We start from the raw sequence: 14,725 nt of genomic DNA on the forward strand, positions 1-14,725 counted from the left end.
TAAACTTTTGAATTGATATTATGCCAACCGAAGATGTTCACATGAGTGGATATGTTTTTATCCTATATTCTTTATTAAGAATCATCCCGGATTACACATTAACTAAATAAAGAAAGTATTGTGTTATCTAAGGGTGCATTTAATCTAATAAAACATGGTTATCACCAAAAAACAAGACAGGATACTAAAATATGCGAGATTTTGTGATAATTGCCCATAAAGCCTTGACAACAGGCGACTTTTCCCTCAATGACATGCCCGGAGCAGCCGGCCGCATGGATATCCTTTGCAGATGTATAAACTCATCATTGTTCTTATCCCACGATCTGAGAAGGGATGTTCAGGTTCATCTGGTATTACTTGGAGAACCGGAGCCCGGAAAGATAGTCCGTTTTGACGGAGAGCACATAAGGTACCTGAACCCTGATGAGAGAAGTGCAGGTTCACTTATCAAGAAAGCACTCCAGAAAACAGCAGGCGAATGGGAAACACGCTCCACACCCGGAGTGTTCATTAAAAAGGGTGGTCTTGACACCCTCCTGACCGAGTTCAGGGAAGAAGGAAGAAAGTTTATCTACCTGCATGAAGATGGCGAAGATATACGCGAAGTTTCCGACCTTACAGATGATGCTGTGTTCATTCTTGGTGACCATGTTGGTGTCACTGAAGAGGAAGAACAAATGATAAATGAGCAGGGAGCACAGACCATCTCCCTTGGCCCAATACCACTACATGCAGACCATTGCATAATACTGATCAACAATGAGATCGACAGGACAATGGCAGAGAAGGTCCAGTAATTTAAGGAACAGGAAGAAGGAAGTGACCAGGTGAACATACTCGATACTGCAAAGAAGATCATCCAGGAAGGACCCATTTGTGACCACTGTATGGGAAGACAGTTCGCAAAGCTCTCTACCGGATTGACCAATGATCAAAGAGGACGTGCCGTTAAGCTCGCACTCGCTATGGAAGGCGACCGCATTAGCAAGGATGAGGGTGACAAAGAGATACTGGAAGAGTTAAGCAGCTCAAGTATCAACGCCCGTAAATCATTGAGGAAGGAAGGCGAAGATGAAAAATGCTGGGTATGTCTGGGACTTTTCGAGAAACTTGATGATTGGGCCGAGAGGGCTGAGATCGCACTCAAGGATTATGAATATTCTACGTTCCTTGTCGGAACAAAGATGAGCGGACTCCTGAGCGAGAACGAGGAGATACTCTGGACAGAATCCGAAGCCACCCATGCGGAGCAGTTCAAGTCCGAGCTTAATCGCGAGGTAGGAAAGCTCATTGCAAAAAGGACAAATAAAGAAGTTGAGCTTGACACCCCGGATATACTCGTGACACTTGACCTTGCTAACGAAGAGGTCATTCTACAGGTGCGTTCGGTCTATATCCTTGGAAGGTACAGGAAACTTGTGCGAACCATACCGCAGACACGCTGGCCATGCAGGTCATGCAAGGGCAGGGGATGCGAGGCATGCAACTTCACCGGAAAGCAATATCCAGAATCAGTTGATGAGCTTACCAAGGACCCTGTTATCGAAGCACTGCGCTGCACTGACACAAAGTTCCATGGTGCAGGCCGTGAGGACATCGATGCCCTGATGCTCGGTACCGGAAGACCTTTCGTGGTAGAGGCTGTTGAACCACTGCTTCGTGCATGCGATCTTAAGAAAGTTGAGAAAGAGATCAATGATCGTGCTGCCGGCAAGATAGAAGTAATTGGCCTTACTTTTACACCAAAGGCCACTGTCGAGGCTCTCAAGAGCTCAAAGGCGGATAAAGTTTATAACCTTAAAGTTACATTCAAAGAGCAAATTCCAGAGGAGAAACTCAGATCGGCCATCAATGAACTCATTGGTGCACAGATCGGCCAGAGAACACCACAGCGTGTATCTCACAGAAGGGCAGATCTGGTACGTAAGCGAACCGTCCATGACATTAAGCTTAACGAACTGACCGAGGACTATGCAATGATCGAAGTTCATTGCGAGGGCGGCCTCTATGTCAAGGAACTGATATCCAGCGACGAAGGAAGAACCGTGCCAAGCCTTACAGGGCTCATCGGCACACAGGCTACCGTTGCCGAGCTGGACGTCATCGGAGTCGACATTTAAGTCGGCTAACCATCAAATTTATCAAACATAGGTCTTATCCACGACCTGAACAACGGAGGAAAATAATGCCAACATCACACGGTGAAAGAAGCTGTACTAGGTACAAATTGAAGAAGACTGTTAGAGAAAGGGGACTCTCTCCTGTAAGCAAGGCTATCCAGGAATTCGAAGACGGACAGATGGTCCACATCGATATCGATCCAAGCATACAGAAGGGAATGCCAAACGCAAAGTTCCAGGGAAAGACCGGTAAGGTACTTGGACAGCGCGGAAGAGCTTACCTTTTACAGGTCAGGGACGGAAACTCTATGAAAGAGGTTATTTCCCTTCCACAGCACCTGAAACCACAGAAATACAACTAAGTTCATGTTCCAGACTAGCAATAGTCTGGACATTGACATATTCAGGTGTCGATAGATATATCTATAAAAACACCTATCTGAAAGATTACGTCCGCTACAACTGTGTGGCTCTCAAAACGGTAAACTATACTTAATTTCAAAGAGTGTATTTTAATGATCGTCAAACAAGTTCAGAGTGAAGAGTTATTGACTGTTCCTGAAGTCAAGGAAATACTTAGCGAGATAATGGAAGAACGCACAGAACGCGGCGAAGAACTGGGATATGAGCTGCGCAAAGCTATCAACCATGCAGACATGTTCGCAAAGATCAGTGCCGAAAAGTCCAGAGAACTTGTAAGCAAACTTCTTGAACTGGAGAAGATGAAACCTGAGATCGCAGTACATATTGCTGACATCATGCCTCAGAGCAGGGATGAGCTCAGGGCACTTTACGCAAAAGAGAGATTCACTTTGACCGAAGAAGAACTGGATACGATACTGAATCTGGTAATCGAGTCAATGGAATAATTTATATCTCATACTTTACTTTTTTTGATGGAGACAGTAAGTTTCATCACCGATGCACAACATACTGGAGGATACTATGAGAAAGAGGGGAACACCACCTGAGAAAGAGGATTACGCATGGGTCCTTGATTACCTGCCTTATGGCAGTACAACAGACAAACGTCCGGCATACCAGAAGAAGCCTCTGGTCCAGGCAGTTGGTGATAAACACTTTGTACTTATGGAGCTTGTTCCAAAAGAAGGAGCAAATCCGCAGATACAGTCCCGCGTCTACATTGGTGACGGGGACAGAGATGAGATCGATCATGTAAAGCACAGGATCCACTATCAGGAACTTAGCCATGGTGCACAGCTTGAGGTCCCTCATGTACTTGAGGAATGCGTCAGGCACCAGGAAGAGAAGTTCGTCAAGTTCTTCAACGAGGCGCATCCTATAACAACAAGACTGCATATGCTGGAACTCCTGCCTGGTATCGGCAAGAAGCTCATGTGGGCTATCATTGATGAGCGCAAGAAGGGCGAGTTCAAGAGCCTGAAGGACCTGCATGACCGTGTTGGCGGAGTACATACCCCTGAGAAGGTCATTGTAAACCGTATTCTTGAAGAGCTCAAAGATGATAATATCAAATACAGGCTCTTTACAGTACCAATGCATCGTCCAAAAAACGATTGAAGACAGGTGTCATTGCCTTGGTAAGAAAAATTCTACAGAAATATGGCATCCAGGGCGGATGCCATGACCAACATTTTTTGATCGACGAACGAATTCTTGATTCTATTGCCGAAGAGGCAAACCTCTGCGAAGATGACGTTGTGCTTGAGATCGGAGGCGGCATCGGCAATCTTACAGAAAGGCTTTTGGAAAAAGCAGGAAAGGTCATAGTCATAGAACTTGACCCCCGGCTTGTTGATGTTCTTCATGACCGTTTTTCCGACAACGAGAAAATAGAGATCATCCATGGCGATGTTCTAAAGGTCGACATACCAGAGTTCAACAAAGTTGTTGCAAACCTCCCATATTCGATATCCTCGCCAATCACATTTAAGCTCTTTGAGCATGACTTTGAACTGGGCGTACTGATGTACCAGTATGAGTTCGCACAGCGTATGGTTGCGAAAGCCAATACCGATGACTACAGCAGGCTCTCAGTTAACACACACTATTTTGCTGATACCTCCATTATCATGAAGATCCCCCCTTCAGCATTCTCACCACCTCCGGAAGTGTGGTCTGCCGTTGTGAAAGTTGTTCCTCGCCCATCACCATTCCAGGTTGATGAACCCGAATTTTTCCTGAACCTTGTTACCGCCGGGTTCCTTCAAAGGCGTAAAAAGCTCCGGAACGCAATTATCAAAGGTAATCATTTGTTAAAGGTCCCAAACATCAAGGAAATAGTTGATGGACTGCCAGAAGAGCAGATGAACAAGCGTGCTGAGAACCTTGAGCCCCATGAACTTGCAGACATTGCCAATCACATCTGCAAAATGAAGAATGCGATGTAAAGACCATGGTAACGATAACCTACAGGAATGCAAACATAAATCTTGATGAGCAGGTCTACGACCCCGCTGAAGATTCCTATTTGCTTGCTGACGTTGCCATTGATAATGCAAAGAAAGGCATGAAAGTACTGGAGGTCGGTGCAGGTACAGGCTTTGTTTCGGCAGTCCTTCAGGAGAACGTCGATGTTGACCTCATTGCTACCGAGATCAGCCCGATTGCTGCCACCTGTGCAAGGTCAAGTGGTGTAGAGGTGATCAGGGCAGATATGTTCAATTGTTTTAAGCCCGGACCTATGTTCGACCTCATCCTTTTTAATCCACCCTACCTTCCCACATCAGAAGATGAGAAAGTTCCAGGATGGCTTAATTATGCTTTCGATGGCGGGGCTGATGGCAGGGATTCAGTAAATCGTTTCATTGATGAAGTTCCGGGACATCTCACCCGGAACGGAATTGTACTTATCCTCATATCATCACTTACAGGCATAGAGCAGGTAAAAGAACGCATGGAAGCATGCGGATTTGAAGTCGACACCTGTGGCAGCGATAACTGTTTCTTTGAGGAACTGATAGTGGTTAAAGGCACTTTCCTGGCTCAGAAATTGGATCCTGCCAAAACTAGAAGTTAAACAATAGGTTTTGCACATATTGCACACAACTCTTATATACGATTCCAAACCATTTCTATTAGGGACAAGATCCCTGATTCATTTTATGCTATAGCCTTCATGCAAAGAAGAGTCTGAGATTTGGAGTTAAAGGAGTGATAAAAGATGCAATACAGCATGGGTATTGACGCAGGCGGTACTTACACCGATGCGGTAATAATAAGGGATTCGGATGGCGAGATCGTTGATTCTACAAAAGCAAGAACAACTTATCCAGACCTGTTGATAGGCATTCAGAACGCTCTTGACGGATTAGATCAGAGTTACCTCAAAGACATAAAGCTGGTTTCCGTATCTACAACACTGTCCACTAATACAATCCTTGAAGGTACCGGATATCCTGTTGCACTTATCATGGCAGGGGATTATGTAATACCGGAAACTCATTCCATAAATAACTATATTGTTGTTGATGGTGGCCATGGTCCCAGCGGAGAAGAAATAAGAAAACTAGACATGGAAACTGTCAGGAAATTTATCCTCCAGAACAAAGACATAGTTTCAGCCTTTGCAATTTCATCTTACTTCAGCATACGTAATACTGAACATGAACTTCAGATCAAAGAACTGATCAAAGAATTGACAGGGCTGCCAAGCGTTTGCGGACATGAGCTCTCCCAGGATCTTGGTGCATACAATCGTGGCATCACAGCATACCTTAACGCACAACTGATCCCAATAACAGATCATTTCATAGAGACGATCATTGGTGAGATGGACAGAAGAAACATAAACGCAAGGCTTCTTATGCTCAAATGTGACGGTTCCGTGGTCGGTATCGATGAAGCAAAAGAAAAACCTATTGAATCGATCTTCTCAGGTCCCGCAGCAAGTCTTGTCGGTGCAGCATACCTTAGCAAAGCGAAGACATGTACAGTCATTGATGTCGGAGGTACAAGTACAGATGTATCTATGATAGAAAATGAACTGCCGGAACTCTGTGATGAGGGAGCAGTGGTCGGTGGCTGGCAGACAAAGGTCAAGGCCATTCGCATGGAAACCTCTGCAATGGGTGGAGATAGCCACATCTGGATCAAGAACCAGAAACCTAACATTGGCCCACGAAGGGTAATACCACTATGTGTTGCTGCAACAAAGTATCCATCGCTGATAGAAAGGCTTAAAACGGCAAGAGTGCCCTCAAGAATGCTGCTGAGCGATAATATACAGCCCACTAAATTCTTTATTCGATCAGGAAAGGAACCTACATCGGAATTTTCCCCATCTGAAAAGGAGATCTATGACAGGATTGGAGATGAGCCGGTTTCCATAAGTGGTATTTTCCTGGATAAACTTCCTTCACCGGTCTTTCTTGACCTGCTCATTCAGAAAAGGCTTATACAAGCTATCGGATTCACTCCAACCGATGCACTACATGTGCTCGGGGACTACAATGAATGGAATGCTGAAGCCTCTAACATTGCCGCCACAATACTCGGACGCATGACGCACCAGAACAAGGGTGAATTCTGCCAGCAGGTCAAAAATGAAGTAGCCAAGAATATGGCCATTTACCTTATGTCCTATCTTTTGAAAGATGTACATCCCGAGGAGATCAGAAAGGTCATTGAAGGTGATCATCACACCAAGTTCAAACTTGACATCCCCGTAGTACTCCTGGGCGGACCTGTAAGGGCTTATGTGGAAGATGTCAGAAAGCTGATAGACGCAGATGTTATACTTCCTGAGCATTCCGAAGTTGGAAATGCAGCAGGAGCACTTGTAGGAAAGGGTATCAAAAGGATCGAGATACTTATCAAGAATGTAAGAAAGAAATCGAAGATAAGTAATATCGTGTTCGTGCAAGGCCAGCGTGAGATCTTTCAGACACACCCGGAAGCTCTCAAATATGCAGATAAGATTGGAAGAGAACTTGTTCTGGGATACATGAAGGAAGCCGGACTGGATGCAGAGGATGTACGTATAGAAGTAACAAGGAACGATATCACAATGCACGGTGACAGCCTGCCACTGGAAACAAAACTTGTTTTCGTAGGTATCGGCACACCGAAACGAGAGATCTGAAAATCAACAGGAATGGAAAAATATCCACCGATTTCCCGGAGATCCTGCGACAAGCTGAAAGAAAGGACATTAAGCAAGTTCGAGTAACATCGAACTTCTTAAAGTCCATAACAAAATCCGAATGTTCATATAGTAGTAATTATCAGCTACTTAGCTGACTAACGATTCTAATATTGATTAACACGTGGAAGCTAAGCTTTATGTGGTACTGGCAAGCAGACCACATTAAAAAACAAAAAATAAATTCACAATAAAGGAATAAGATCATGAAATATAGTCTTGGTATTGATGCAGGAGGAACTTACACCGACGCCGTTCTCATCAGCGACGCGGACGGAAAGATCATTGATTCTACAAAAGCAAGGACTACCTATCCTGACCTTTTGCCAGGCATACAGAACGCTTTTGACGGACTTGACCAATCCATTCTAAAACAGGTCAAACTTGTATCAGTATCCACCACCCTGGCAACCAACACAATTCTGGAAAAGACCGGCTATCCCGTGGGACTTATTCTTGTAGGAAAAACAGACACCCCAAAGAATTCGGCAATTAAGTACTACATCTCTGTGAATGGAGGACACAGCTCCGGCGGCAATGAGGTCGAACCGTTAGACCTTGATTCGGTCGAAGAGTTCGTCGAGGCTGTAAAGAACAAAGTATCAGCATTTGCCGTTTCATCTTATTTCAGTGTGAGAAATCCCGAACATGAACTTAAGGTAAAAGAAGTCATCACAGAGATTACCGGAATGCCTGTGATCTGCGGACACGAGCTATCCCAGTCACTGGGTGCATATGACAGAGGGATAACAGCATTCCTGAACGCCCAGTTGCTTCCAATTGCCAACCAGTTCATGAAAACAGTCGCTTCTGAGGTTGAGCGCCGTGGAATAAATGCAAAACTCATGATGTTGAAATGTGATGGCTCCATCGTAGGAATGAATGAAGCCCTCAAACATCCTATAGAATCAATATTTACAGGACCTGCCGCCAGCCTTGTGGGTGCAGCTTACCTGTCAAAGGAACCAAGCTGCGTGGTGATCGATGTAGGCGGCACAAGCACCGATGTTTCCCTGACGGTCAACGGATTACCACAGATATCTGATACTGGTGCCATTGTAGGAGGGTGGCAGACCAAAGTAGAAGCCATTAAGATGGAAACCTCTGCAATGGGCGGAGACAGTCATGTATGGGTCATGAACCATGTGCTCAGTATCGGGCCAAGAAGGGTGGTTCCACTGTGTGTTGCAGCTACAAAATATCCAAGGATCATCAAGAAGCTGAAACAGGGACAATCAATTTCAAGACTAAAGCTTAGTGAGAACGTCCAGCCAACGAAGTTCTTTATCAGGACAGAACAAAAACCTATAGAACTGACCCAAAGGGAAGAGGAACTTCTAAACAGGATCGGGGACGAACCACTTGCTGTCAGTGAAATATACCTGGAAAGAAGAATACTGCCTTCCCCAATGCTTCTTGACAGCCTGATACAGAAAAGACTTATACAGACCATCGGATTCACACCTACCGATGCATTGCATGTGCTTGGAGATTACAACGAATGGAATACCGAAGCATCGATCCTCGGTGCAGAACAAATGTGCATCTTTGCAGATATGGAAGTAAAGGATCTCTGCCTTGAGATCAAAAAGAAAGTAGCAAAGAACATGGCATTAAATCTCCTTTCCTACCTGATGGAAACCGTGGATGCAAAAGAGATAGAGAAAGGTCTTGACGGGGACTTCTTCGCCGGATTCAAAGCCGATGTCCCGGTAGTACTCCTCGGTGGACCTGTCCGTGCATATACCGAAGAAATCAAGAAGTTCGTGGATGCAAAGATACTGCTACCTGAACATGCGGAAGTAGGAAATGCAGTTGGGGCTCTTGCAGGAAAAGGTGTGAAAAGAATAGAGATCCTTATCAGGGTCACCTTCGGTGAATCCAAATACAACCTCAAGCCAACCTCTATATCTGTTTTCTCCCCTCTTGGAAAGGATGAGATGAGCAACTACGATGAAGCAGTGGTCTATGCAGAAGAACTTGGCAACAAGCTGGTAATGGATTACATGCGAGATGCAGAACTTGAAGATGGTAATATCAACATCGAAGTTACCAAAAAGGTGATCAATCCGTTAAATACAGGAATTCCACTGGAGACGAAGTATGCTTTCCTGGGTATTGCTGAATTGAAGAAGTAAGTCATACCCTTAAATATCAACATCCCGTATTCTAGTCTCGGGAATTTGATATGACACTAACAGGACATGCCTATGCACTCGGTGCAGGAACCATCATTAATGCAATTGCAACATGGAAAGGAGCAGCTTTCGGAGTTGACCTGAAGACCTTTGCAGATGTTGAACTTACAAACAACAGCTCAAAAATAAGCGGCACTATTGAAAATGTGCCGCAGGGTGACACTACACTGATCGAAAGGTCAGTGGAACTTGTCCTTGAGCATTTTGATATTGAGATGGGAGGCACTGTCCACACAAGCAGTGAAGTGCCGCTGGCAAGCGGACTGAAAAGCAGCAGTGCGGCTGCAAATGCAACCATTCTTGCAACCCTTGATGCCATTGGCGAGACAATGGAACCCATGGATGCAGTACATCTTGGAGTAAGGGCAGCAAAGGATGCAGGCGTTACTATCACAGGTGCTCTTGATGATGCTTGTGCCTCTTTTTTTGGCGGGATCGTTGTTACGGACAACAGGAAGAACGAACTTATCAAACGCACCGAGAAAGAGATGGATGTAATTATCTTTGCACCCGACAGGCAATCTTTCAGTTCACAGACCAATGTTCATAACTCTGAGCTTATCGCACCCTGGGTCGATATGGCTTATGAGCTTGCACTTGAAGAGGAATATGAAAAAGCCATGACGCTTAACGGATTCCTCTATTGCGGAGCACTTGGGTTCAGTACTGATATAATGATGGAAGCCCTGAAGATCGGCGTAAAAGGAGTTAGTTTATCGGGCACAGGTCCCGCATATTCTGCACTTGTTGATAAAAATATGGCAAACGAACTTATAAAGATATGGGAAGAGTGTGGCACTACCGGAAAAGTGATAAATACCAAGATTAATAATGAAGGTTTAATAAAACTTTAATTTCGTGGGTAAACATGACCGCAATAGATGAAGTTCGCAGCAAGATCGAGAGGATCGATAACGAGATCATAAAACTGATCGCGGAACGCACCGATCTTGCAAATGATGTGTTGGAAAGCAAAAGGCAAGAACACAGAGCTATCAATGATGATACGCAAAACCATGTTGTTCTTGACAGAGCTGCTAACATTGCAACCGAAAAAAACCTTGATTCCGGCGCTGTCAAAGAGATCTTTGAGATCCTTATCAGGATGAGCATTGAGCGCCAACATGAACTTAGTGGGGAAGGGAACCTCCCCTAATGGAGATAAAAATGGTAGATATTTCAGTATTAATGGGCTCTGAATCAGATCACGCAATTGCAAACCGTGTTACAAAAGTATTGGAAGAAACAAAATACTCCTTTGAAGTAAATGTTATTTCCGCACACAGAGACCCTGATAAACTTGAAGATCACATCGCCGGCAGTGATGCAAAGGTCTACATTGCTATTGCAGGACTATCCGCTGCACTTCCGGGAGTCATTGCTTCCAAGACAATGAAACCTGTTATCGGCGTACCTGTCAGTGCAAAGCTTGGCGGACTTGATGCATTGCTCTCAGTTGTACAGATGCCACCAGGAGTACCTGTTGCCAGCGTTGGTATCGATAACGGTGCAAATGCTGCAAAACTTGCAATAAGGATCCTCGATCTTATTGAATGATCAATTCAATCAAAGTTAATAACTACAACAAAAATTAATGAAATATAATGAAACTCTATTTTAAAAGGAATTAAAGGGAAAAGAAATAGATTAGAAAAGCAATCATTTGTCCCTAAATATTCTTTAATGGATTCTATTATTTTGCATATATTTCATATTATTTTTGCATATATTTTATTTTATTTTTGTCACGAAACGATATTTCATTGAGGTACATGATTCCCAAAAGATCCAGCATAATTTTAGGCAAACAAATTACTTTTATCGAGCATACAAAACCAACTAAAAACATATCGAGCCATAGCTTTCAGACCGGACTGAAATAGTTAAATATATTTAGTTGAATGCCTCTACTATAATATAGAAAAATTCTCGAAACAATTACATTAGTGCATATTTGCTGTGAATATCTACATATCATACTGTTAATCTGCATATCATACTGTTAATCTGCATATCATACTGTTAAAATGTGAGTTAACCATGGACAACGAAATGACTCCTAATGAAGAAGCCGAACTATTCGGTGAAGATTTTAACACTACAAATTCAATAGATGTACCTGAATTACTGATCGATCAGGTCATCGGGCAGGACCACGCCGTTGAAGTTGTAAAGAAAGCAGCTAGCCAAAGGCGTCATGTAATGATGATAGGTACACCTGGTACCGGAAAATCAATGCTCGCAAAGGCAATGGCTGAACTTTTGCCAAAGGAAGAACTTGAAGATATAATGACATATCCTAATCTTGAGGACAATAACAATCCAAAGATCAGGGAAGTGCCTGCCGGTAAAGGCAGGGAGATCGTGTTAGCCCATAAGATGGAATCACGCAAGAAAGCACAGTCACGCAATATGCTGATGATGTTCCTTGTATTTGGTATTGTGATGTATTCATTCTATGTTGGTCAGTTGCTCTGGGGTATCATTGCAGCTATCATGATACTTATGTTGACAAGACAGTTCATGCCAAAAGAAGAAATGATGATACCAAAGCTCATCGTTTCAAATTACCAGAAAGACCACGCACCATACATCGATGCAACAGGAACACACGCTGGTGCACTCCTTGGAGATGTCAGACACGACCCGTTCCAGTCAGGCGGACTTGAAACACCATCCCACGACAGGGTTGAGAGCGGAGACATCCACAAGTCACACAAAGGTGTGCTTTTCATTGACGAGATCAACACATTAAAACTTGAATCACAGCAAAGCCTCCTCACAGCATTACAGGAGAAGGAATATGCTATTACAGGTCAGTCCGAACGCAGTTCCGGTGCACTTGTAAAGACAGAACCAGTCCCATGTGACTTCATCATGGTAGCAGCAGGTAACCTCGATGCCATGGAAAAGATGCATCCTGCACTGCGCTCACGTATCAAGGGATATGGATACGAGGTCTTCATGAGAGATTCAATGGAAGATACTCTTGAGAACAGGAAGACACTTGTCCGCTTTGTAGCACAGGAAGTTGCACGAGATGGACACATCCCTTCATTTGATAAAGATGCGGTAAATGAAGTGATCAGGGAAGCAAGAAGAAGAGCAGGAAGAAAAGGCCATCTTACCCTTAAGTTCCGTGACCTTGGAGGACTTATCAGGGTTGCCGGTGACATTGCTCACTCCGAGAACGCAGAGATCACAACTGCAAAGCATGTTCTTGCAGCTAAGAAAATCGCACGTTCAATTGAGCAACAACTCGCAGACAGCTATCTTGAAAGGCGTAAGGACTACCAGCTCTTTACCAAGGTCGGAGCAGCTGTCGGCAGGGTCAACGGACTTGCGGTAATGGGCGGAGATTCCGGCATTGTGCTTCCGATCATGGCAGAAGTAACACCGACACAATCTACTGGCCAAGGACACGTTATTGCCACTGGTATGCTGAAAGATATAGCAAAGGAAGCTGTGCAGAACGTTTCAGCGGTCATCAAGAACGTAACCGGAGAGAACGTGATCAATAACGACATTCATATCCAGTTCATTGGAACCTATGAAGGTGTTGAAGGAGACAGTGCATCAATATCAATTGCAACTGCTGTTATATCTGCAATGGAAAACATCCCTATCGACCAGACCGTTGCAATGACAGGCTCTCTTTCTGTCAGAGGAGACGTACTGCCAATAGGCGGTGCTACCTACAAGATAGAAGCTGCAGCACAGGCAGGCATCAAGAAGGTAATTATTCCAAAATCCAACGAAGCCGATGTCCTTATCGAGGAGAACTATAGAGATATGGTTGAGATCATACCTGTAACAACAATTGCAGAGGTCATCGAACATAGTCTTGTAGGTGAAGACAAAGCAGGCATTATTAAGAAACTCAGGAAGCTGACAGAAATGAATGCTATTAAGATGACTGAAAGTGAACAGACCACAGGTAGCGACAATGTCTGAAGTTTGTTTTTACGACGCCAGGGTGATCGATGGTACATCTACCTCGATCGTCCTTGATAATGGCAATATAGAAGAGATCTCGGTAAATTACAGCAGGGGATGTGGAGTTCGCGCATTATGCGGAGGATCCTGGGGATTTACTACAGCTGAGGGGAACTTTGATATTAAAGATGCCATCAGTTCGGCTTCAGAGCTTGCACAGCAGATGAACAACATCTCCCCAAAAGACAAGGTTGAGCTCAAATCCACGGAAGAACCTTTAGTTAAAGACCTCCCGGTTGCAACTATTGATCCAAAGGATATTCCAATCGAAGATAAGGTCCAGTTGTTAAAAGACATAGACAGTCATGCAAGGATAGATGGAATTAGCAGCACCTCTGCAGTTTATTCTGAAGCTTCTGTCAAAGTGCAATACATCAATTCCGAAGGTATTGATTGTGAATACGATCTTATAAGGACCGGATTCGCTATCAGTGCAGTTGCCAGCGAAGGCGGAGCCTACCAGGTAGGCAGGGAAAGCCGTTTCGGAGTTTCCGGCTATGAACTTTTTGAGAAGAACGATGTCTTTGCTCTCGCCGAATCCGCAGGAAGAACTGCTGTGGAGCTACTTGGTGCAAAACAGGCAAAAGGCGGAACACTTCCCGTTATACTCGACCCGGAACTTGCAGGCGTGTTTGCCCATGAAGCCGTCGGGCATGCATCTGAAGCAGACCTCGTACTTGAAGGAAGCTCCATACTTGAAGGACGCATCGGAGAACAGATCGCTTCACCACTTATTAACATAATCGATGACCCTACCATTCATGAATACGGGTACTACCCCTTTGATTCTGAAGGGGTCACGTCCTCAAAGACCACCATCATAAAAGATGGTATCTTAAACTCATACATACACTCAAGGGAAACTGCAGCAGCCCTTGGTGGAGAACCCGGGAACTGTCGTGCACAGGGATATTCTGAACCTATCGTAAGGATGAGCAATACTTACATTGACAATGGCGATTCCAATTTTGACGAGATGCTGGAAGATGTCAGAGACGGCATGTACCTTACCGGCTCACGTGGCGGTCAGGTCAATACAGGTGAAGGGATATTCCAGTTCAATGCCGAAAAAGGTTATCTTATAGAGAATGGGGAAGTGACCACATTGCTTCGCGATGTATCCCTTTCCGGCAAAACACTTGAGATCCTTAATAATGTCACACTTGTCGGAAACGACCTTAAGATGCATTCGGGAAGATGTGGTAAAGGCGGTCAGCTTGCACCGGTCTCGGATGGTTCACCACACATATCAATTTCAAAAGCACTTGTAGGAGGTGCCTGAA

The 14,725-nt window shown here is 44.4% G+C and carries 14 protein-coding genes; all 14 read left to right on the forward strand.

Going from position 1 to position 14,725, the window contains the following annotated elements:
- The first annotated feature begins 191 nt into the window (after positions 1–191).
- On the forward strand, positions 192–800 hold the full coding sequence (gene trmY, locus LI82_RS00770; protein ID WP_048193055.1) for a tRNA (pseudouridine(54)-N(1))-methyltransferase TrmY: 609 nt from the start codon (positions 192–194) through the stop codon (positions 798–800).
- Positions 801–830: 30 nt separating this feature from the next.
- Positions 831–2,123: a tRNA pseudouridine(54/55) synthase Pus10 gene (locus LI82_RS00775; protein WP_048193056.1), complete on the forward strand. Its 1,293-nt coding sequence runs from the start codon at positions 831–833 to the stop codon at positions 2,121–2,123.
- A gap of 65 nt (positions 2,124–2,188) precedes the next feature.
- Positions 2,189–2,485, forward strand: coding sequence for a 50S ribosomal protein L21e (locus LI82_RS00780; protein ID WP_048193057.1), 297 nt, complete (start codon positions 2,189–2,191; stop codon positions 2,483–2,485).
- Positions 2,486–2,638: 153 nt separating this feature from the next.
- Positions 2,639–2,992 (forward strand): RNA polymerase Rpb4 family protein, encoded by a 354-nt coding sequence (locus LI82_RS00785; protein WP_048193058.1) that lies wholly within the window; start codon positions 2,639–2,641, stop codon positions 2,990–2,992.
- Positions 2,993–3,068: 76 nt separating this feature from the next.
- The gene (locus LI82_RS00790) at positions 3,069–3,665 is read left to right on the forward strand and encodes a DUF655 domain-containing protein (RefSeq protein ID WP_048193115.1); all 597 of its coding nucleotides are present in this window, start codon (positions 3,069–3,071) and stop codon (positions 3,663–3,665) included.
- A 17-nt stretch (positions 3,666–3,682) separates the two neighbouring features.
- Positions 3,683–4,495, forward strand: coding sequence for a 16S rRNA (adenine(1518)-N(6)/adenine(1519)-N(6))-dimethyltransferase RsmA (gene rsmA, locus LI82_RS00795; RefSeq protein WP_048193059.1), 813 nt, complete (start codon positions 3,683–3,685; stop codon positions 4,493–4,495).
- Positions 4,496–4,500: 5 nt separating this feature from the next.
- Positions 4,501–5,124, forward strand: coding sequence for a HemK2/MTQ2 family protein methyltransferase (locus LI82_RS00800; RefSeq protein WP_048193060.1), 624 nt, complete (start codon positions 4,501–4,503; stop codon positions 5,122–5,124).
- Between the two features lie 144 nt (positions 5,125–5,268).
- Positions 5,269–7,188 (forward strand): hydantoinase/oxoprolinase N-terminal domain-containing protein, encoded by a 1,920-nt coding sequence (locus LI82_RS00805; RefSeq protein WP_048193061.1) that lies wholly within the window; start codon positions 5,269–5,271, stop codon positions 7,186–7,188.
- 266 nt (positions 7,189–7,454) lie between these two features.
- Positions 7,455–9,386: a hydantoinase/oxoprolinase N-terminal domain-containing protein gene (locus LI82_RS00810; protein WP_048193062.1), complete on the forward strand. Its 1,932-nt coding sequence runs from the start codon at positions 7,455–7,457 to the stop codon at positions 9,384–9,386.
- A 50-nt stretch (positions 9,387–9,436) separates the two neighbouring features.
- Positions 9,437–10,300 (forward strand): shikimate kinase, encoded by an 864-nt coding sequence (locus LI82_RS00815; protein WP_048193063.1) that lies wholly within the window; start codon positions 9,437–9,439, stop codon positions 10,298–10,300.
- A 14-nt stretch (positions 10,301–10,314) separates the two neighbouring features.
- The gene (locus LI82_RS00820) at positions 10,315–10,602 is read left to right on the forward strand and encodes a chorismate mutase (RefSeq protein ID WP_048193064.1); all 288 of its coding nucleotides are present in this window, start codon (positions 10,315–10,317) and stop codon (positions 10,600–10,602) included.
- Positions 10,603–10,613: 11 nt separating this feature from the next.
- Complete coding sequence (locus LI82_RS00825; protein WP_048193116.1) at positions 10,614–11,003, forward strand: 5-(carboxyamino)imidazole ribonucleotide mutase; 390 nt, start codon at positions 10,614–10,616, stop codon at positions 11,001–11,003.
- A 483-nt stretch (positions 11,004–11,486) separates the two neighbouring features.
- A complete protein-coding gene (gene lonB, locus LI82_RS00830; RefSeq protein WP_048193065.1) occupies positions 11,487–13,400 on the forward strand; it encodes an ATP-dependent protease LonB in 1,914 nt (637 codons plus the stop codon).
- Entirely contained in the window at positions 13,393–14,724 is a 1,332-nt protein-coding gene (locus LI82_RS00835) for a TldD/PmbA family protein (RefSeq protein ID WP_048193066.1), read from the forward strand. Before lonB ends, LI82_RS00835 begins: the two co-directional genes overlap by 8 nt.
- Position 14,725: the final 1 nt, after the last annotated feature.

Source organism: Methanococcoides methylutens, assembly GCF_000765475.1.
Lineage (GTDB): Archaea > Halobacteriota > Methanosarcinia > Methanosarcinales > Methanosarcinaceae > Methanococcoides > Methanococcoides methylutens.